Source organism: Psychrobacter faecalis (assembly GCF_016107575.1).
Taxonomy (GTDB): Bacteria; Pseudomonadota; Gammaproteobacteria; order Pseudomonadales; family Moraxellaceae; genus Psychrobacter; species Psychrobacter faecalis.
Genome location: NZ_JABAST010000047.1, coordinates 1 through 20,415 on the forward strand (window position 1 = coordinate 1; position 20,415 = coordinate 20,415).

A 20,415-nucleotide genomic window follows, 5' to 3' on the forward strand; every position below is an offset into this window, starting at 1 on the left:
TACAAAGGGTACGAGCAAGAGATTTATGGCATTTGTCTCATCGATTGATTCGTAAGATTCTGTCACACAATCTGTGCTTTGTACTCAACAAAAAACTTGGTAATCCGCCTCTTCAGTTTGATTTGCTTATTTCAAGTTGAGAGTGGGGTAAATAACTATAAGTAATTAGAATTCTTATTAATTACTGGCTTTTGGGTCTAAGGCAGTACCACGACTGACATCATCACCATCTGGTAAGACATCATCGTTATTGCGATCTAATGGGTTTAAATCTGGGTCAATTGGTCTGCTATTCGATGTCGGTATCGAACTCTTCGGTGCAGGTAAATTGTTCCCTGTACGGTCATCACTGTCAGGCATTAGATCATCATTGTTACTGTCTAATGGATTTAAGTCTGGATCGAGCGCACCGTTACTAATCGCCACGCCATCATTGGCCATTGCCGTTTCATCATAGACGACGAACTCGATACGGCGGTTACGGAAACGACCTTGCTCTGTAGCGTTATCAGCGATTGGATCTGTCTCGCCCATACCTTTGGTCATAAGCTTACTTGGATCCGCACCTTGCGCAACCAGATAATCTTTCATCGATTGCGCGCGCTCTTGTGACAACTTCATATTATAAGCGGCATCGGCGGTTTTATCGGTATGGCCGATAATCATCAGCTTCATATCTGGCACTTGTTCCATAATCTGAACAGCATTGTCCAATAATGGCTTGTTAGCTTCTGGAATAATAGCTTTATCTACTTCAAAGTTCACGACTTGCAGGCTCAGCGCGCGAGCCACATCACGAGGATCTGGGTCTTGACCAAGGTTCTGCATCGCCGCTTGTGATGCTGCTAAACTGCGATCAATCTCGCTTTGTTCATCGAGCGGACCTTCTGCTTGTACCGTCATAGCTGGCGCTGCGGCTTGTAAATCAGCAACCAATTTATCTAATGCTGCTGAATCTGGCGCATTGACCGTAATAGTGTCGCCTTTGATCAGCATACTGGCATTGGGCACATTTTTGACGATTGGCAAAATAGAAGAAAGCTGAGCGGCAGCTGGCATATCTATCGAGAAGTTATCATCGACATCGGCGCGGCAATTATTGGCTTCATCACCAAATGCCGCTGTCAACGCGTCCATCACGTTGCCTTGTAGCGTCTCGTTACCAACGTTCATACGGCAGGCATATAATCCACTATTTTCACCAGTCGCAATACGTAGTGAAGCCGGTTCTATATCGGCTGCAACCACTGTTTGTCCGTCATTAGCCGCTTGCTGCTCAGTGGCAACTGGCGTACCGACTGGCTCAGGATTGTCTTGACACCCTCTAAGTAGCGCCCACGCCAAGGCGCCTAAGATAATCAAACCGATAATCGGTAGCAGCGCTTTCATAAAGCTGCCTTTTTCTTCCTCTTCACGGCGAATAGGCGCAGTGCTCACGGTATCAGACATATGCGCTCCAGCTGGTGCGGCAATCATACCTGCAGGCAGAACGGCGCTTGCCCATGCCGGAATATGGTGCTGATAACTAGCAAGATTGTCATTTAAAAATTGGGGCACAGGCGTGGTTCCGGCCAAGCTTTTGATTTCGTGATATGCTAACGGTGCGGCCATCGCAATCAAACCACGGGCTGCGGTCACATCAACGTTATGTTTACCCGCAAGCTCACGGGCAATTTGGTCGCGGTGAGCGCCATCGGTCCATACGCGGTCATAAAACCCTTGGTCATCACGGGCGATATTTTCATTAGCAAAACGTGTATAAGTCGTATTGTCTGCCAAGCGCGCGGCAAAAATAGCATAAAATTGCTCAAGTAAGTTCTGCTTAGCGGGATTGCGATCATCGCCTAGTACTGCAGGGCTAACCGTCCGCGTTAAGTGACTGATAATATCCATAATGTCATTCCTCAATAATTGTTATTCTAAATAATTGTTTTGCACTAAACTGCATTCTCAAAAAACTGAAAAGTTAATAGTACTGATATTTCTTAATAACGATATTTTTTAATATTAATATTTATATCAGCATTTAATAAACACTAGGTATTAAAAAGCGGCTTAATAAATATCAGCACTATCCATATTCAACTTTTGTCATTATAAAAGTATTAAGGCGGTATTCACAATCGATGGGCTGTTGTGCAATTGCTACGTTAAGTAATGTTTCAGTTGTGACACGTAACTGCGAAGTCTTTACAGTACAAATTACTAACATACCCATTATATCTGGAAATGACTGTCTATCTTTTTAGGCAAAAATAAAAAGGAGGATAGTCAATGATTGATCCTACCGTCCTTTAGCTCATTATTTGTTAGGCGTTTTAAACTATCATCTGACTTGCGCAGGCTCTGCCACGATAACGCTATTTGCCATATCGTCTACTTCTGATTCTGAAAAAGGTCCCGGTGGCCGCGTCGATGCAGGACGGTCATTGCTTCTAGGCTCGTTAGCTCTAGGTTCATTGCTTCTAGGCTCATTAGCTCTAGGCGGATTATTAAAATCGCTATTGCGTGCCGGTGCAGGCGTCACGCTATCACCGGTGATGTCATCAGAAGCTTGATAGTCGTTATTATTATTTGCATTACTGTTATTCATATTATTAGTGCCAGCGTACTGGTCATTTATGCTGCTTCCATCTTGAGCAAACTGATTGTTTGCAGCGTTCATCGCCATATTATCGGCCCCTATACCGTTTTCTGCACTATTCGGCAATGGTAGCGGCGCGGTACTATCTACCATTATCGCTGGTGCCAAAGTACGGATTTCAGTGGTCAATCTTTGTAGCTGCATACCATCCGGCGCTTCTATTGTCATACGGTCATTTTGCAACTGTAGACGGGCAAATGGTGTCGCTCTTAATAATGTCAGGATATTAGGCAGTGCTTCAATAGGCATATTGGCAATATTGTTAGCCACGCCTTCTTGTACCGTAAACTGACACATCCCTGCCTGCTCGCCAAAACTGCTATTGAGCGCTTGTTGCAGCGTGCTTTGTAGCGCGGCGTCACCGACGGAGGCGCTACAGGTATAAAGACTGCCGCTATTATCCACACCAACGATAAGCGTAGCGGGCGTCAACACCTGCGCGGTTGGCTCAGCGACAGGCGCTACCACAGCAGGTGCAGTCACCACTGGCTCTACAGGCGGGACTACATTAGGCTTAATTAAAAATGCCCATACCAATCCAATCGCTGCGATGGCGGCCAATAATAAAAACACCCGTATTAATAAGTCATTACGTTGGTTGCGGGTTCGTACTTTTTCGCGCTTTAAACTGCTGTTATCTGCTAAGTGATGCTCAGCAGGATTGGCATGAATAGCGCTCGCAGCTAGGCTGTTATCGAAGCTTTCACTAGCAAGTTCTGTTGCCACGTTTGGTTGTTTTATCAAGTTCGTAGAAGGACTTACTACGCTTGCTTCAGTAGCATCTTTATTTAATAAAACGGTTTCTGTCGCAGCATTGACTATGGCGTTTTGATAATCAAACAACTCATCAGGGTTATCTTGTGCGACGGTAATGAGCGGTGCTGCCCATATTGGCAGGTAATGGCGCAGTGAGGGCTGCTCACTTTGTAAAAATGCTGGTAAAAACTGCCCGTTGGCCATGACCTTAAGCTCACGATAAGCCAGTGGCGCGGCATTCATGATGAGCTTTGTGGTAGTCAGCTCATCAATATGATGGGTCACTGCCAGCTCTTCGATAATGGTTTGGCGCGCTTGGGGCTTGCCATAATTGTTCAAATAATGGCGTCTCTACTATATTTTCATTAGCAATTGGCTCATCATCACGCAATAACTGCGAGTAAATTTGCGGCAATGCCAAACGCGCCGCCAAAATGGCATAAAACTGCTCCAATAAGCTGACATAAGACACGCTGCCGTTATCGACAGGATGACCATCAATAACCTGTTCATTATTAATCTGGCTAACTAAGACGGCTGGGGTCACTATCTGCTCTAATTGGTCGATGATATTCATAAGTTCCAGCCTTTATCGGCGTTAATTTAAGATATGGGACAGCGATTCTTTTTTTGACTTCGGTTTTATACGCTGTAGACTGTAGCACGCCCATAAAAATGCGCGCTTAACAGGTCAACATTTAGTCAACACTTAGTTGATACTTAACAAGCTAATATTGGCATATAAATTACCTATCATTTTTAATCTTTTTTTGGCGGTGTTCTAAAAAGTATGCTGGCGGTAAAAGGCAATAGGAAATCTAAGCTAAGTTCTCTGATTTTATAAAGCTTTCAAGGCTTCAAAAATTGTTCAAATTTTAATCAGTATGCTTTTTGGCACATCACCAGCAAAAGAAGGTTTTGATAGGTGTCTATGTGGAGCTTTTAAAACGTACATATGAAAGCTGCAATATTGATCTTGGTTTAAATTGCTTGGCACGTTTGCCGCACTATATTATCGAAAGAACTGAGCTTCACTCATATACTCATATACTCATATACTCATATACTCATATACTCATATACTCATATACTCATATTATTTTGCAGAAAAGTGATTATGAATGCAACATAATGGTTATTATTGAGCCTTACTGCATTAAGTCGATTTTTATATGAGACTGTGATACTTTTAGATAAAGATCAAAAGACGTAGTTTTGCTTTTTTATTGTCCTATCCTCTCAGAATGTTAGATCTCCAACAATCCTGAGGCAGTTTATTTCTCTAACCCCAACCTTGTTGACGATTACGTACGTAAGGTAGAAGTGAAGCCAATGCCAATACTGCTAATATTACACCAATCCATAAGCCTGAACGTAAACCATAACCATTTGTAATTGCTACACCACCTATATATGAACCACCACCTAAACCAATATTAATTACTGAGGTGTGCACTGCATTGACCATAGGACCCGGATGCGCAACACTGACAATCCTTGCCATCATTGCCGGGTTCATTGGCACGCCAGATAATCCAATCAAAATGATTGCAAGGATCGCTACAGTTTTGTATTCAGCGAAGATTGCAAAAGCAAATAAAGATATGCTTAATACGGTTAGACCAACGAGCATAATTTTAAGGCTATGATTATGTGCTAAACGACCAGTAATCGTATTACCTACAATATTTGAAAACCCAAATGCCATTAAAATGAAAGGTACGACATGCATGCTAAATCCAGTTATATCGACCAAAACAGGGACGAAATAACTAAATGCAGCAAAGCTTGCGCCTAAAATCAAACAACTTGTTACGCAGGCTTTCCAGTAAGCTTTATTTTTAAAGGCCTTGATCTCTTCTTCCATTCTCAGCTGTCCACCACCTGACACTTCAGGTAAAAGACGTACTAAAGCGATAAGAGAAACGAATACCAATACAGCGACTAAGCCAAAAGTAATGCGCCAACCCCATTGTTGATCAATCATCGTCGCAAGAGGAACACCAAACACATTAGAAATCATAAAGCCACCAATAACGATTGCTGCTGCTCGAGGCTTATTATGATTAGGTACCATGGCCATACTTATAGCAAGAGAAAGACTTAAACAACCTGCACATAAGACACCGGTGATAAAACGGATCGCAATTAAAATAGCATGGCTGGAGATAAAGGCGCTTAAACCTTGGACCACGACATAGAGGGCTAAAAGAATCAGCAATACTTTTCGATATTGAACTTTATATTTGAGAAAAAAGTAGGTGAGTACAGGTCCACCCAACATGACACCAAAGGCATAATATGAAATTAAATGTCCAACGTCACCTACACTGATCCCAAAGGCCTGGGATAAAGTGGCGGTCATACCAGCGACCATCAATTCTGCTGTACCAACGGCAAAAATAGCCAGACCTAATATATATACTGCTAATGGCATTTTTTAATACATTCCTATTTATTTAACGATCATTACAAAATTAAAGGATTTAATTTACTTTCCATTTATGATGCAGTTACAAGTTGGCTAAGAGGCCATTAACCACATCTTCCAGAAAGCTTTTATCTGAAGTGTTTTTATTAAGTACACGCAAACCATAGTAACCAGCTAAAAAGCCTCGCGCCATTTCAAGAGCTGAGGCTCTGGTACTAAATTCCCCACTTGCTTGTCCTTCGGCGAATACTGTGAGCAGCGAGTTCTCTAGGCGTTGTCGATACTCTAGATTCAAGCTTGAAACAACCTGATCTTTATCTCCTATTTCCAAAGCAGAGAATAAGACCATGGCTTCGCGCTGTTCCGATTGTGAAAGATCTTCAGCAATCCCCCAAAGTAAAAGAGATCGTAGTCGTTCTTTGAACAGCCCTGGCTGTGTGAGAATAGATAATTGTGCAGCCATGGTTTGTTCATGGCTACGCAACAAGGCTTGTTCATATAAGGCTTGTTTGCTACCAAAGGCGTTATATAGACTTCCTCGCCCTAATCCAGTAACATCACATAAATTTTGCGCAGAAGTACCTGCGTAGCCATTACTACTAAATACAGTTATGGCTGCGTCAATAATTTCTTTATCTTCAAACTGCCTAGGACGGCCTGGAGTATTGGACTTGTCATCACTCATGGATGAGCCTGAGTGGAAGTGAGCTTAGGGTAATACTAAATATTATGGAACGATTTGTCAAATATTAAATTAAGTTTTAGAAAGTAGTTTAATTATGGGATATAAATTCTAATCAATGTACTTAGTGAGTTGGTTTTTAAATACTTTGATGAGGTTCTTAGAAAAGGTTTCGAGTGTAGATAATACACTTGGAATTAATAATAGAGCCTTCCCCAAACTTTGTGTAACTACCATATAGTATAAGTAGTTAAACACTTTTAGGAAGGTCTCACACCGAACCAATCAGGCGCTTCCACTGGTTCGGTACCCTAGTAAGGACTTGGATATTAACCTGTAGCCTAGATTATTTGGATAGATATAGTCTCTAAGAGTGGAACAGTGTACATCTAAGTTTACTAGCTAACTCCGGTTCAATGATTTTTAACCATGCTATCTAGGGTCAACATACTATTATTCCTTATGCCCTCTAGCATCTGCAATATACCGAAATTAATATCACTGGAGAAAAAAGCATCTGGCATTATATCGCACCATCAAAAAACCATTATGTTCTGAATATTTGCGCTTCAGAATATAAACCACAAAGTCAGCACAAGCGAACAAGACATTCACTGTCCACTTTATTGCCAAGCTAGCTAGAAAGTATAAAGCTATTGGAATCTCTATTTATGAATAAAGAAACAAGCAATCAGCACTATTTTACCGTGTGGCGATGGCATTTTTATGCAGGAATATTTGTTGTCCCTTTTTTAATTATTTTATCTTGTACCGCACTTGGTATGTTGGTTATGTCTAACACAGTGGGACGAGACAATGACCGTTTAAGCATTACTGTTCCCGAAACAGCAATGCAAGCGCCCCTCGCTACCCAAGCTAAAAACGCGCTCAATACCTTACCCAATAGTACCCTCGTTAAATATATCGCCCCTCGTGATACGGATAAGGTAGCTCTGTTTCAGGTAACATCAGAAGACCATGACAATATGGTAGCCGTCAATCCTTATACTGCAGATATCGTCAACAGTACACCCAGCAATAGCAATCTGTATTATACCTTTGACAGTATTCATGGTGATTTGCTGCTGGGTAAAGTCGGTGATTATATTCAAGAAACGACTGCTTCATTAACAATTCTAATGATACTAACTGGCTGGTATTTGTGGTGGCATAAGCGTAAATCTGTCAAAGCGATGTTGATTCCTGACGATACCAATCTAAAGAAAAAGCGTTCCTTTTTCCGGACGATCCACGCGACATTAGGCAGTTGGATATCTGTTTTGCTATTGTTTTTCTGTATTTCGGGAATGGCTTGGGCAGGAATTTGGGGTGAGCGCATTGTACAGTCGTGGAGTCACTTCCCTGCGGGTAAATGGGGCGTCGCGCCAATGCCAATCTCGATTGACCACAGTCAGAATCATGCTGATATGCATATGGATAACGCCGATGCCGCGCCGCTCGTCCATGGCGCAACAGCAGCCACAGCTCACACACATGGTAGCGTATTAAACTCAGGAAAGACTAAAGACGTGCCTTGGGTACTAGAGTTAACACCAATGCCAGAATCAGGTACGACTATGGGTAAAAACGGTATTGCGCCCAATATACCCATTATGATTGATACCGTAGATCGATTTGCTCGTGAGCTTGGTTTTGTAGGGCGTTATCAGTTGAATCTACCGCAAGGGGAGACAGGCGTATGGACGATTAGCCAAGATTCAATGAGCTACGATATGAAAAGCCCAACGGCTGATCGCACCGTGCATATTGACCGCTCTTCGGGCAAGGTTTTGGCTGATATACGGTTCGATGATTACAATGCGTTTGGTAAATTTATGGCAGCGGGTGCTGCCATACACATGGGGACGCTGGGGTGGTGGAGTGTATTAGCCAACGTTTTATTCTGCCTCTCTGTTATTGCCATTTGTGTGAGTGGTTATGTGATGTGGTGGCAACGCCGTCCTCGTCAAACTAACGACATGACTGGACTCAATCCACCAGCTCGTAGTCAGCGTTTTACTATAGGGTGGACGCTTGCCATTCCGTTACTTATTGTCGCTATCATATTCCCAACGGCAATCATTGCTATTGTTGTCATCGCTTTATTAGATTTTTTATTGATATCGCGTGTTAAATTTTTACGCAAGCTACTGAAGTAAGTATCTTTAATAGATTCTACTGTTATAGGCTATAGCCTCAAAGAAGCCTGACTAGATACTTTCTTATTGACTTGTAACATAGACATGTTAATGTGAGCGTTCTTTGGGGAGTAGCCTGCTTTCGTTCTGCGAAAGAGTTCGTGTCAACATGCTTGGCCATATGCCATGGTACGAACACCTCTCGGTTGGCGAGACCATCGATATATCCACACTGCAGGTCGAGAGTGTGCGTATGTCGTTGACTCTATACTCGGCCTGAGAACATCACATGAATCCTATTGCACTTTCATTACTTGCTTTTTCTATGTCTACTGATGCCTTTTCTGTGGCGATTGGTAAAGGCGCAAGTCTTAAAAACCCCCGTTTTACCGAAGCGTTAAGAATGGGTGTCATCTTTGGCTCTATTGAAGCGATTACCCCTATCATTGGCTGGTTAATTGGCCGTTCTGCTACCTCTTTTATCGATGCCTCTTTTATTGAAGCATGGGACCATTGGGTCGCATTCGTCATTCTATTAGGCTTAGGGCTGCACATGCTGTATGCAGGGCTAAAACCGGATAATGAAGAACAAGAAGCCCCCTCAAGACATTCGTTTCTCAAACTTGCTGTTGCTGCTTTTGGTACTAGTATCGATGCGATGGCTGTCGGTATTAGTCTTGCATTTATAGAAGTTAATATTCTACTAGCAGCAAGCTTGATTGCGTTGGCGACGGCCACCATGGTCACGTTTGGCGTGATGCTTGGAAAAGTACTGGGATCACTCATCGGCCATAAAGCAGAAATGTTCGGCGGCTTAATGCTAATTGCCATCGGTGGGTGGATTCTATTCAGCCATTTTTAATTGCAAAAGCCTATATGTGACCTGATAATTTAGTCCTCTTTATTATTTTCTTATCAGCTGCATCCAACAAGTCAGCCGCATGGTCAGCGACTGGCTCAAGGAAATCTCTTTTACTACGTATCCATGTTAAAAGTGGCATATTTACCCCATTCAATTTGAACTCATTATATCCACTCAATACACATTCGAACGCAACATCACATTCGAACGCAACATCACATTAGATGACAAACAAGCGCGCTATCATGACCTGTCTGCGTTGGGTAATAGGGATAGAAATACATCGAGGACAGCGGCTCATTTCTATGGTGGCAACGGCTTTACGACTGGCGTCTATTTACCACTATTAACCAAGCTCAGTGCGCAATTTGCTATCACCAGTCTTGCCATGCGCGGCTACTGGCACGATTTACCATCCGTCAAGAAGCTTACCCGCGAGCAAGATGCCAATATATTGATTGATTTTTTAGAGAAGACACAAGACAGCCCTATCGTCGGTATTGGACATTCTCAAGGTGCTACCGCCACCGCCATCGCCGCAGCCAAACGTCCAGAGCTGTTCTCAGAGCTTTACTTGATAGAGCCTGTGACTTTTACCAAATCGCAAACCCTCATGATGAACGCTGCGCCTGACGACTTAAAGATTGGTCAAGAACCGTTCAAAAGCACGTTAGCCAAGCAAACGAACTGGGAGAGTATTGAGTTATACTACGACTATCTACGGGCGCATCGCGCATTCAAGCGTATCAATGACGATCATCTTTATACTTTTGCAAAAAACAGTCTTGTCCAAAATGAGCAAGAGCAATACAGCTTACTGTTCGCCCCTAAGCAAGAGTTGGCAAGCTACTTTGACACTCCTTTTGTCAATGATGCTTTAAAAGAGCTCAACGACCTTGATGTACCCTACACCATTATCATTGGCAAACCTTCCATATTTATTAGCAATGAGGTTCGTAAAGTTTGGGAAGATCTCGTCCCGTTGAACGCATCATTGAGTTATCAGACAATGGACATCTTCTGCCAATAGAAGCACCTGAACGGTGTGCGACTATCATTATAAGAAGGTTCAGCAGTAATACACCCAGTTCTTCATAGCTACAAAGTGAAAAATATGTCTAGGGCGTGTCTTCATTTTAAAAATGGTGATAAAAATGAGATAAATTGCAGTCAAACAAGGAAAATAGCGCCGTTAATATCGGGATATTACCTAGCTATTTGATGAAGTTTGGCAAAATTTAGCCATTTTTAGCCCATTTAGATGTCCATCGATTAAATTGAAGTCATGCCCTAGTAATAATCAATATATATGAGCTACTGAGCCTCTTTAGGCTCAGACTTGCTACTCGCATAAATAAAATAAAGCGCGATTGCCAAACAAACCAAAGCACTGATTCGACTACCTGAAAGGCTAATGACCTCATTACCAAGCAAACCAAAATTATCAATTAATACACTCATACTCAGCTGACCAAAAATAACGGCTACCGTTGCCACAGCAGTTCCAATACGCTGGACCGCAACCACCATAATGACAATATAAGGAACACCACACAAAGCGCCAAGTAGTTGCCACTTAGGCACATCCATCAAAGTGACCGTATGACTTGGTTCAAAAAAGAAAATAAGCAAAGCGGTCACAACCGCACCCACAGAAAAGGTTAAAAAAGCACTTTTAAACACCCCAACGTTGCTGCCAAGGCGACCATTTAATGCTGCTTGAACACTTAAAGCCGCGCCGCCAATTATTGCCAATACAATCATTAAAATAAGCATCATTTAGATTATCCTTTTGCCATAAAAATAAGTGCGGCAATAATGAAAAATAAAGCAATAATTCGTTTGTTGTCTATTTTTCGCTCTATGGTATCAAACAAACCATAATGATCTATGAGTAAACTCTGAAACACTTGTCCAGCCAGTATGCCAATCATCGTCAGCGCAATGCCAATGACAGGCGTGACCACGGTTAATACCACAACATAAACAGGCCCCAAAATACCACCAACCAGCAGTAAAGGCGGCTGTGAAAAAAAGGATGGGCTATCTCGCGGACTAAAAAACAACATCAAAAAGAATGTCAGAGCAGCGCCAACGCCAAAAATACTCAACGTTGCCCACAGCTCGCCTACCTCATTTCCTAAAGGTCCAAGTAATCCCGCTTCAACAGATAATCCCATGCCCCCTAAAACAACAATAAGTATTAATAAAATTTGCATGTAATAATCCTCAATGAGCAATGCGGCGTAGTGTACCGCAGCCTATACCCATTAAAAAACGCTATAATACTGAAATGACCTTTGCATAAGTTGCACAAATGAATATGGTAGATACCATCAGCATACAAACACTATTGTTTTTTATAGAGGTTTTTGACGCTCAGAGTTTTTCTGTAGTGGCGCGAAAAGAAGGCGTGTCAGCTTCTACAGTGTCACGTATCATCAAGCAGTTAGAAGATTCACTGGGGCAGCAGCTTTTTTACCGTAATACACGCGCTGTTACTCCTACTGAAGCAGGTCATGTATTTATGCGCTATGCAAAATCTATGACTGAAAGCATGAATGCAGCACAGCAGGAACTTCAAGATAGGACATTAGAACCGGGTGGTTTAATTAGAATCAACGCCCCTATTTTTTTTGGACAACGCCATATCGCACCTTGGCTGCCGCAGCTTAGTGCTCAATATCCTAGATTACAGATAGATTTGACGTTAACGGATGACTTTATTGATCCTCATCATTACGCAACAGACGTTATTTTTAGAATCGGTACTTTAAATGACTCGACCTTTCATGCGCGTATTTTTGGTGAGCAAACCTATCATCTTGCCGCTTCTCCGGCGTATATAAACACACATGGTAAATTGCAAGTGCCAGCAGATCTGACGCATCATAAATGCCTAGTGTATAAGGGCTCAACAGGACCCAATCGTTGGCTCTTTAAAACAGGAAATGAAGATTGGACGCCATTCTTAGCGCCTGCTTTATTGATGTCTAATAATGCAGAATCTTTATTGGTATCTGCACTCAAAGGAATGGGAATCGTGCTTTTTCCAGATTGGCTTATCGGTGAGTACTTGAAGAGTGGTGAGCTTATTAAGCTACTGCCTAATTATAGTACGGCAGTCAAAACCACACCTCAGCATGTCGCTGCTCTCTATCCTCATACTCGTCACATTTCTCTAAATGTAAGAACGCTAATTGATTATTTTGCCAAGGTTTATGGCACTCCTATTTATTGGCAACTCAATTAAACGGCCATAACGGTGTTTGTCAACATAGTTGTCACTATTTACGAAAGAGATGCACATGAGAGAATGATGATGCATATATTCTCTGATAAAAATGCGCATAATAAATTCTCAAGTATTATCTATGACATGCTGCGTGCCATTTGCTCGGCCAGTTTTTTAAGGTCAGATTGAGTAGTCATTGCTTATTCTTCGGTTATTGGATTATAAGCAGTTACACACTTTTTAGGAAAGGCTCTCAAACTCAAAAGGCGATACATAGCCCAATGCACTGTGTATACGCTTTTTATTGAACCGATCTACCCAATTCAATGTCGCAAGTTGTACATTCGCTAAACCTTGCAAATCTGCTTTCAAATATTCAATCACCTCTGTTTTGTATAATCTATGCCCTGTTTCAGCCAAAACATTATCAAGGCCTAGTTATATATTTTTTCTTATGTTATCAAGCCAAGCTTGCATACTTGGTGTAAGCAAGCGATGACGGCGCCAAGCCATGACAAGCTCCCATTTTAACTGAGGTTGGGTTAGTGGCAAGCAGACTAATCCTGTTAAATCCAACTTTTGAGTATAATATTGAGGCAAGAGAGTCACGCCCATATCCTGTTTTACCATGTCAAGAAGCAAGTGCCACTGATTGGTTTGGCAAATAATATTAGGTTCAAAACCTAGTGATTGACAGTTTTCTATAATCATCGGAGTAAATGATGAATTGGAGGTAAATAAAATTAGGGGGGCATTTGATAGTGACTTAAGTGTTACCTTGGTTTTTTGCTTACCCATACGGTTTTTATTTGCTACGACCACCACTGGATAGCAACATATCGACAAGTAGTCAAAATCATCGTCAATCGGCTTCATCAATGTTGCCACATCAAGTTGCCCCTCTAGAAGGGCCTGCTTAAGTGACTCAGCACCATCTTCGATAAGTGAAGTTTCTATACTAGGATGCATTTGGTAAAAGTTAAAAATAGCTTTGCTTAGTATTTCACTGCCTAACGGTGAAATCCCCAAACGCAATTTACCACCTATTAATTGCTGATAATCTACTACTGTTTGTTCAAGATTATCTGCCTTTTGTAAGATATCAACTGCTTGAATATAGAGGTGTTCGCCAATTTCCGTTAAATTAACTAGCCGCTTTTTTCTATGAGTCAAAGGCTTATCAAACAGAGCTACGCCTAAATATTCTTCAAGGTTACTGATAGATTTGGTAACGGTGGGTTGGGTTAAATTGAGTTGAATACTGGCTTGAAGAAACCCACCTGTTTTTACAACTGTCACAAAGCAGCGTAATTGTTTCAAAGTTATCATGAATAATAAACCATGGTTAGGAAGGATAATGAAATTTATTATAGAAATTGGGAATAAAAATAAAAATATAATTCATAATTTATGACTATGGTATTTTTATACTAAGTAGTCTCTAATCAACAAACAACAATTATTATGCGTAATCCTAATATTCGCTTATCCCTATCTTTTGTAGATGAAAAAAAACTTACACTTCAACAGTTCTATCGCCAATCATGGCTTCATGTCCTTATGCAATGCGCTATTATCGCAGCTGTCTGGTATTGTGCTGAGATATTGGTTGAATTATTGCATTTACCCGTATCCTCAGGCGTCTTAGGAATGTTTTTAATGCTGATATTATTAATGAGTGGTGCTATTAAGGTTAACTGGGTCAGACTGGGTGCAAAATTTGTTTTGGGTGAATTAGTATTAATGTTTATCCCGCTTATGATGTCAATACTTCAATATAAGGCGCTGTTTGTCAGTAAAGGATGGCAATTAATGCTGACAATTATCTTGAGTACCGCGATGGTGATGTTAAGCTCAGCATTAACCTTTATCATGGGGCGCCGTTTGCAACGTAGATTGTATCGTCATCAGATTCATAAAGCCCAATTAAACCTAAAAAAATGATAATAATGCGTGAGGATTTGCGATGAATACTTGGTCAATCCTTTGTCTCATTTGGACATTAGCTGCCTATTATATGGCTAGAGTAGTCTATGTGCGCTATCGAAAATCTTGGCTAAACCCTGCTATCACGGTTCCAGTAGTAACGCTTTCATTAATGATTATTTTTAATATCTCTTATGATACTTATTGGAAGGATACAGCTTGGATTGTGCAGCTACTTGCCCCCGCAACGGTTGCGTTTGCTATACCTATTTATGAGTATCGTCGTTTAATACGTCAACATGCTTTGGCTTTGACCGCTTCCATAACTGTCGGGATGGTGGTGGGGGTCTTAAGCATATATATATTCGCTGGTTTGTTTCATTTTGATAAGACCTTGACCTATAGCTTGATGGCCCGTTCAATATCGACACCATTTGCGTTAGACTTATCTGAAAAAATTCACGGATCTTCCTCTTTAGTCTCATTGTTTACTTTGATTACAGGGATGGTGGGAATGATTTTAGGGGATATGATCTTGACTTTTTTTCGTATTCGCTCCCATCTTGCAAATGGAATCGCATTTGGTAATGCATCACACGGTTTTGGTACAGCCCGGGCAAGTCAGCGCAATGAGGATGAGGGCGTTATAGCAAGTTTAACAATGATTTTAGCGGGATTGTTTATGGTATTCTTAGGTCCTTCATTAATACATGGCGTAATGTTATTCGGGCAAGTTTAAGCAAATATATATAGAGACCCTAATCTATATTAAGAATAGATATGATATAGTCAGTTCAAAATAAAATTGTTATGGTTAGGACAAACATCATAAAACAACTTGGATAAGTCGTTTTCCATCCAGCCTTGGCGTAGAAACTTTACTTGTGCCCATTTTTTTTCAATAGGGTTCAAGTCAGGGCTGTACGGTGGCAGCCATAGAATACGATGACCATGCCTGTTCAGTAGCTTTTGAATGCGCTTCTTCTTATGAAATCTGGCATTATCCATCACAATCACGCATTTGGTTTTAAGACTTGGGATTAGGGTTTGTTTGCACCATTCGTAGAATATGCTGCTGTTAATGTTGTGCTTAAAGTAATCTAGTGCAAACAGCATCTTTTCATAGAGAGCACCGATAACGTTGGTTCGCTTTTTACCTTGCCAGTTGTAGCTATCGATACAAGGCTTACCAATCGGTGCATAACCATGAGAGCGAATGGTCTCGTGCTCAAAACCGCTTTCGTCCATATAAACGATGGGATAGCCTTGCTGCCTAAAGCTATTAAGCTTACTGTGGTATATCGCTCTTTTGATCGGACAGGCTTTTGGATGCTCTAAGGTCTTTTTTTTGACTGATGCCTAGGCGCTTTAGGGCATGATAAATGCCTGTTTTACTACAGTTTAAGCGACGAGCTCGCTCATACTGGTAATCATCGGGATACTCTTTGACATCATTAAGTAGCACATCATCTGGTATTTTATAAGGTTTGGTTTGCCTGGTTGTTTTACTATGAACACGCCGCTTCCAGTTTTGTATGGTGGTTGGGCTGAGATTGTAAAACTCAGCTGCCTCGGCAAAGGTCATACCGTCATCTATACTTTTTAGTACCTGTTTGCGAAAATCTAGTGAGTAAGTCATGGTCTTTATAATAACAATTGGGTTTGATAATTAGTTTATAACACTTTTAGGTGGAATTGACTATAACAGCCATTATCACTAACAGATAAACAATAAAAAAACGTATAAATTTCCGTTTTTATTCTAAAGTTAATTCGACTTTAACTAAATGTAATGAGCATTATTTCTTTTAAACTTCAACCTATTAACTTATATTATTTGAATATCAGATAAAATGAATGACTATTTTTTGAGGATACGAGTGTTTATGAGTTATTGAATCGGGATTTTCTAAATCATCATTTTAAACCCCTTAACAAATCATTATTTTTCTTGTAACAACAAATAAGATAGAGGATTTCTTTACTCACACTGAGATTCTAACCATTTACATAGTTTAATAATATCATCCTGATTTTTCTTTAATTCCTTGTAAACGAAGTAAAATTTATCCCCTGTTAGTAGTTCATGCATTGGGATTTTAACGATATTTTGTTTATAGGCGTCATCCTGCATCATATAATTATTGGTAAGAGTAATGCCCAGATTGTACCGTGCGGCTTCTATCGCTAGTAGCACATGACTAAAATGATTTATCTTTATATCGCTTGGCAATTCAAATCCGCCTGCCTTACACCACCGCAGCCAATCCTCTGCTGTATTCACGCTTGTATCTGCATATCTCACAGACAATATTGGATGCCGCCACAATGCGTCAGGAAGGGGTTTATCTCTTATTTTCTCCCAAAGCTTTTGACCACAAACAGGATATAAAGTTTCAGTAAATAAAAACTTACTGATGAAAGCATGTGGAGGAGGATCGACGGTGATATAACAATCGGCCCTTTGCTCATTATAATCAGAGGGATGATTAACCATATCTAAAGTAAGTTCTATTTCTGGATACTGTCTATAGAAGTCTTCTAGTCGAGGAATCAACCAATTCACTGCGACTGAACTGTACAGAGCTAAGCGTATATGCCCAGGTTTTCCATGTTTAATAATCTGACTACTATCTGAAAGTAGACCCAATGCGCCACTCACATCTGTGAAATAACGCTCACCAACCTCTGTCAACGAAAAGGTCCGGCCTTGCCTGTAAAACATTGCTTCCCCAAGATACTCTTCAAGGATGCGTATTTGGTGACTCACGGCACTTTGTGTCACATTGAGGCTTTCTGCTGCTTTTGAAAAGCTGTTAAACCGTGCAACGGACTCGAAGCACTGTATTGCACGCAGCGGTGGTAAATCCATTATTACCTCAGGTAATACTAAATATGTTTTATATCATTATACATCATACTCTTACTTGAATATACTGCCTGACAGATCGTTAAATCAGCATGAACCCATTGGGGTTTTAACAGTTTCTGAATTTAGAGTAGGGCGAGGAGGCTAAGAATGCCAAAGATGAGTGTTGCATTTGCCATGACGCTATTGGTACTAGGAAATATCATTGCGGTCTTCTCAGACGCCTTGATAAAGGCCTTGCCCTCTGAGACGGCGGTATATCAATTTATCCTGTTTCGTCAATGCACAGCGGTTTTAATGCTGTTGCCGTTTTGCTTAATTAATAAAAAGAACAAGTTATTCAGTAATATAAAATGGCACTTTGTTCGTAGTCACGTGTGGTTATTGGGTGTGATATTCATGGTACTGTCTCTTCAAGCACTGCCTCTTGCGACTGCGAATGCTATTTTTTATGCCGCCCCTTTATTTGTATTACCACTGGGTTTTTTATTTTATAAAGACAGATTAAACTTTCCGACTATCGCAGCCTCTATATTAGGTTTTGCTGGTATCCTCGTTATTGTACAACCGAAACAGATCAATTTAGGGGCGGTGTTTGCCCTTATAGTGGCGGTAACCATGGCGCTAAACAATCTGTTAGTTCGTAAACTTCCACAGCATCATACTGTCTATCAAACGCTACTTTTGACCAATTTACTAGGAATCCCATTCGCGCTTGGTTTGGCTATTTGGGAGGGACAGCCATTTGACTGGCACTCATTGATTACGGCCGCCAGTTCAAATGTATTTATTTTGATTTATGCGGGTATATGCATACAGGTGTACCGACACATTGAAGCGTACAAAGTCTCTAGTGCGGAATACTCAGGTTTACTAGGGGCGGTGGTGGTTGGAATCATATGGTTTAACGAAGTACCAAATATGACTTTGTTAATAGGTTCTGCGCTGATTATCCTACCTTTGATATGGCTAGCTACTCTCGAATCTATGAGGCTTAGACAAAAAACTGGGTAGGATAATAGCTTTTAAAACCTAATCAAGCTGATGTGCCATAAATAATAAGAAATAATAAAAGTTATGAATCAGACTAAAATGTTATTTAACGTTTACATCGGTTCATGCTTGACGAAACTGTAGATTACTTGTTAGACACTATAATAAGTCGGTTGCATGATTAAAAACTTCCAAGTTGGTTCTTATGTATCTAATAGTATCGTGTCTATAAAAAAGACAAACTGTTATTTAAAATACCTCAACTATTCAGCTGTTAGCCCTGCTTTAACACCCGATAGACCGTAGCCACCCCAACACCAACCGCCTTAGCAATCTCCTCTTTCGTCATATTGTTTTGACTGGCTAATTCTTTAATACGATTGTGTTTCGTTGTATTAGGCTTCTTACCAGTGGGCTTATAACCACTGTTCGCCAACCCCTGCTTAATACGCTCTCTACGCTTATCGTTATCAAGCTTTGCCATCGTTGCTAATAAGTCGATCAGCATATGGTTAATCACTGTTAGGATCTCACCTGTCATGCCTTTACTTACCGTATGCGTAGTTGGTAGATCAGCCACCACCAATCGCAAGCCCTTGTCTTTGATGCGCTGCTTTAGAATTGCAAAATCATCTTGAGATAGCCTGCTTAATCTGTCCACGCTTTCAACCAGCAGAATATCGCCTTGATCAGCGTCCTTTAATAGCTTAGCTAATACTGGCCTATCGAGCTTTGTACCACTGAAATGCTCAACGTACTCAACAAGGTTATCGTTATAGCTTTGGCTAAAGCTAATCAAGTCAGTCAAGGCTCTCTTAGCGTCTTGATCCTTAGTGCTGGCTCTCACATAAATACGAACGGTCATAACGCCACCTATATTATTTAGACTTATAAATTAATGTCCATTGATAATATCATGATATTAATATCATTTAATAATAGAAATAAGTCTAATGATAGATAGAGTATCGTTTAGAGGTTTTATTTTTTAGGTATAGGCCAATGATAGGAAAAAAGCACAGCAGGCAGTCTTATAATTCAAAAGTCTGTTATAAATGGTTCCATTATACCAGTCTGTTTTAAGTAGTCTGTTAATAGGTTTGAAAGGTAAAATAGGTAGTTCCCTTGGGGTATGCTATTCATTCGATAAGATAACAGCCTTTTCCGATACCGCTTAGGCTTATCTTCTATGTGGGCGCAGTTTCTATTGCGCCGGCAACAGCACAACCCTGATATGTTCTACCTGCATAGCTTAATGTGGCAATAAATTCATTTTGATAGCCGTTGTCATCAATACAAATATTTTTTCGTATATTCAAAATAATAGGTTGCCCGTTTATTGTGCTCTCGTATTCGAAGCCGTTAGTATTAGCGGAGCCCACTACTACAACTGTAGTGGGCTTTAAGAAATCTGCTTCTACACTTAATTTATTTCCTTTAACCACTGTCCGCCAACTTTTTCCTTTATTGCCAAAAGCGGTAAATGCCGCTGATGCTACCGGCATTTTCATTGTAGATTGCTGACTAAGATCTGTGGTTTCGGCTCGATGGTTATTACACGCCACTAGAGCTAAACTGCCCGTTAAGCATATTGTCGTTAGAAGCAAAGAACGCATGATTTTCCCTTTGAATATAATAAGAGAACACTGCTATCTAGCAGTATTCTCTTGGTTTACGTGATTAAATTCAGATTTTGGCTACCATAGTTTGGTTTGCGGTAGGCTAGCGCATTGATTCACACTATTCATTACAGGTAACGCCATTAATGCCTTACCGATACACTCTTTATGCGGAGTTTTTCAAGGTAGTTGTCACCATAAGCCGAATTAAGCGGCTTGTAATCTTTGCTGTTGTTGCTCTTTTACAGGATTTAGCGTTG

Annotated in this window: 20 protein-coding genes, 2 pseudogenes and 1 riboswitch; of the genes and pseudogenes, 8 read left to right on the plus strand and 14 right to left on the minus strand. The window is 40.8% G+C overall.

Annotation, left to right across the window (positions count from 1 at the left end; genetic code table 11):
• Positions 1-140 (plus strand): annotated as a pseudogene (locus JFC07_RS11665) (IS982 family transposase); the annotation flags it as partial.
• Positions 141-177: 37 nt separating this feature from the next.
• Here JFC07_RS11665 and JFC07_RS11670 read toward each other — a convergent pair.
• The 5 genes from JFC07_RS11670 to JFC07_RS11685 form a co-directional block, all read right to left on the minus strand.
• Positions 178-1,893, minus strand: coding sequence for an OmpA family protein (locus tag JFC07_RS11670; RefSeq protein ID WP_082894349.1), 1,716 nt, complete (start codon positions 1,891-1,893; stop codon positions 178-180).
• 433 nt (positions 1,894-2,326) lie between these two features.
• The gene (locus JFC07_RS11675) at positions 2,327-3,739 is read right to left on the minus strand and encodes a hypothetical protein (protein ID WP_227678323.1); all 1,413 of its coding nucleotides are present in this window, start codon (positions 3,737-3,739) and stop codon (positions 2,327-2,329) included.
• Positions 3,669-3,977, minus strand: coding sequence for a hypothetical protein (locus tag JFC07_RS13220; protein ID WP_227514964.1), 309 nt, complete (start codon positions 3,975-3,977; stop codon positions 3,669-3,671). The genes JFC07_RS11675 and JFC07_RS13220 overlap by 71 nt, the downstream gene beginning before the upstream one ends.
• Before the next feature lie 705 nt (positions 3,978-4,682).
• Positions 4,683-5,837, minus strand: coding sequence for an MFS transporter (locus JFC07_RS11680; RefSeq protein ID WP_193030752.1), 1,155 nt, complete (start codon positions 5,835-5,837; stop codon positions 4,683-4,685).
• A 76-nt stretch (positions 5,838-5,913) separates the two neighbouring features.
• A complete protein-coding gene (locus JFC07_RS11685; RefSeq protein ID WP_198329085.1) occupies positions 5,914-6,516 on the minus strand; it encodes a TetR/AcrR family transcriptional regulator in 603 nt (200 codons plus the stop codon).
• 668 nt (positions 6,517-7,184) lie between these two features.
• Here JFC07_RS11685 and JFC07_RS11690 point away from each other — a divergent pair.
• From JFC07_RS11690 to JFC07_RS11700, 3 genes are all read left to right on the plus strand, one after another.
• Entirely contained in the window at positions 7,185-8,672 is a 1,488-nt protein-coding gene (locus tag JFC07_RS11690) for a PepSY-associated TM helix domain-containing protein (protein ID WP_198329086.1), read from the plus strand.
• 93 nt (positions 8,673-8,765) lie between these two features.
• Positions 8,766-8,933, plus strand: a riboswitch (yybP-ykoY riboswitch).
• A gap of 7 nt (positions 8,934-8,940) precedes the next feature.
• Positions 8,941-9,513: a manganese efflux pump MntP gene (locus JFC07_RS11695; RefSeq protein ID WP_198329087.1), complete on the plus strand. Its 573-nt coding sequence runs from the start codon at positions 8,941-8,943 to the stop codon at positions 9,511-9,513.
• 259 nt (positions 9,514-9,772) lie between these two features.
• The gene (locus tag JFC07_RS11700) at positions 9,773-10,543 is read left to right on the plus strand and encodes an alpha/beta fold hydrolase (protein WP_226928813.1); all 771 of its coding nucleotides are present in this window, start codon (positions 9,773-9,775) and stop codon (positions 10,541-10,543) included.
• Positions 10,544-10,827: 284 nt separating this feature from the next.
• Here the strand turns inward: JFC07_RS11700 and JFC07_RS11705 are convergent, their stop codons facing one another.
• Positions 10,828-11,289 (minus strand): DMT family transporter, encoded by a 462-nt coding sequence (locus JFC07_RS11705; RefSeq protein WP_068406631.1) that lies wholly within the window; start codon positions 11,287-11,289, stop codon positions 10,828-10,830.
• Positions 11,290-11,297: 8 nt separating this feature from the next.
• Positions 11,298-11,732: a DMT family transporter gene (locus JFC07_RS11710; RefSeq protein WP_068406610.1), complete on the minus strand. Its 435-nt coding sequence runs from the start codon at positions 11,730-11,732 to the stop codon at positions 11,298-11,300.
• Between the two features lie 98 nt (positions 11,733-11,830).
• On the opposite strand from JFC07_RS11710, the gene JFC07_RS11715 reads away from it, so the two are divergent.
• A complete protein-coding gene (locus JFC07_RS11715; RefSeq protein ID WP_198329088.1) occupies positions 11,831-12,766 on the plus strand; it encodes a LysR family transcriptional regulator in 936 nt (311 codons plus the stop codon).
• 222 nt (positions 12,767-12,988) lie between these two features.
• Here the strand turns inward: JFC07_RS11715 and JFC07_RS11720 are convergent.
• Positions 12,989-13,177, minus strand: a pseudogene (locus JFC07_RS11720) (integrase core domain-containing protein); the annotation flags it as partial.
• A gap of 9 nt (positions 13,178-13,186) precedes the next feature.
• Complete coding sequence (locus JFC07_RS11725) at positions 13,187-14,077, minus strand: LysR family transcriptional regulator (RefSeq protein WP_068406606.1); 891 nt, start codon at positions 14,075-14,077, stop codon at positions 13,187-13,189.
• Positions 14,078-14,212: 135 nt separating this feature from the next.
• Here JFC07_RS11725 and JFC07_RS11730 point away from each other — a divergent pair, with 135 nt between their 5' ends.
• Both JFC07_RS11730 and JFC07_RS11735 read left to right on the plus strand, forming a co-directional pair.
• Complete coding sequence (locus tag JFC07_RS11730) at positions 14,213-14,692, plus strand: CidA/LrgA family protein (RefSeq protein ID WP_082894347.1); 480 nt, start codon at positions 14,213-14,215, stop codon at positions 14,690-14,692.
• 22 nt (positions 14,693-14,714) lie between these two features.
• Positions 14,715-15,413, plus strand: coding sequence for an LrgB family protein (locus JFC07_RS11735; protein ID WP_068406601.1), 699 nt, complete (start codon positions 14,715-14,717; stop codon positions 15,411-15,413).
• 50 nt (positions 15,414-15,463) lie between these two features.
• On the opposite strand, the gene JFC07_RS11740 is transcribed toward JFC07_RS11735, so the two are convergent.
• The 3 genes from JFC07_RS11740 to JFC07_RS11750 all read right to left on the minus strand — a co-directional run bounded on the left by JFC07_RS11740 (position 15,464) and on the right by JFC07_RS11750 (position 17,546).
• Positions 15,464-15,988: an IS630 family transposase gene (locus JFC07_RS11740; protein ID WP_198329091.1), complete on the minus strand. Its 525-nt coding sequence runs from the start codon at positions 15,986-15,988 to the stop codon at positions 15,464-15,466.
• Positions 15,963-16,313 (minus strand): IS630 transposase-related protein, encoded by a 351-nt coding sequence (locus JFC07_RS11745; RefSeq protein WP_068406597.1) that lies wholly within the window; start codon positions 16,311-16,313, stop codon positions 15,963-15,965. Before JFC07_RS11745 ends, JFC07_RS11740 begins: the two co-directional genes overlap by 26 nt.
• Before the next feature lie 342 nt (positions 16,314-16,655).
• Positions 16,656-17,546, minus strand: a complete 891-nt coding sequence (locus JFC07_RS11750; RefSeq protein ID WP_068406595.1) for a LysR substrate-binding domain-containing protein — start codon at positions 17,544-17,546, stop codon at positions 16,656-16,658.
• Between the two features lie 147 nt (positions 17,547-17,693).
• Between JFC07_RS11750 and JFC07_RS11755 the strand changes: the two genes are divergently transcribed.
• Positions 17,694-18,557: a DMT family transporter gene (locus JFC07_RS11755; protein WP_068406593.1), complete on the plus strand. Its 864-nt coding sequence runs from the start codon at positions 17,694-17,696 to the stop codon at positions 18,555-18,557.
• A gap of 253 nt (positions 18,558-18,810) precedes the next feature.
• On the opposite strand, the gene JFC07_RS11760 is transcribed toward JFC07_RS11755, so the two are convergent.
• Entirely contained in the window at positions 18,811-19,401 is a 591-nt protein-coding gene (locus JFC07_RS11760) for a recombinase family protein (protein WP_198329089.1), read from the minus strand.
• Between the two features lie 322 nt (positions 19,402-19,723).
• Positions 19,724-20,152 carry a hypothetical protein gene (locus JFC07_RS11765; protein ID WP_198329090.1) on the minus strand — a complete coding sequence of 143 codons (429 nt, stop codon included), beginning with the start codon at positions 20,150-20,152 and terminating at the stop codon, positions 19,724-19,726.
• Positions 20,153-20,415: the final 263 nt, after the last annotated feature.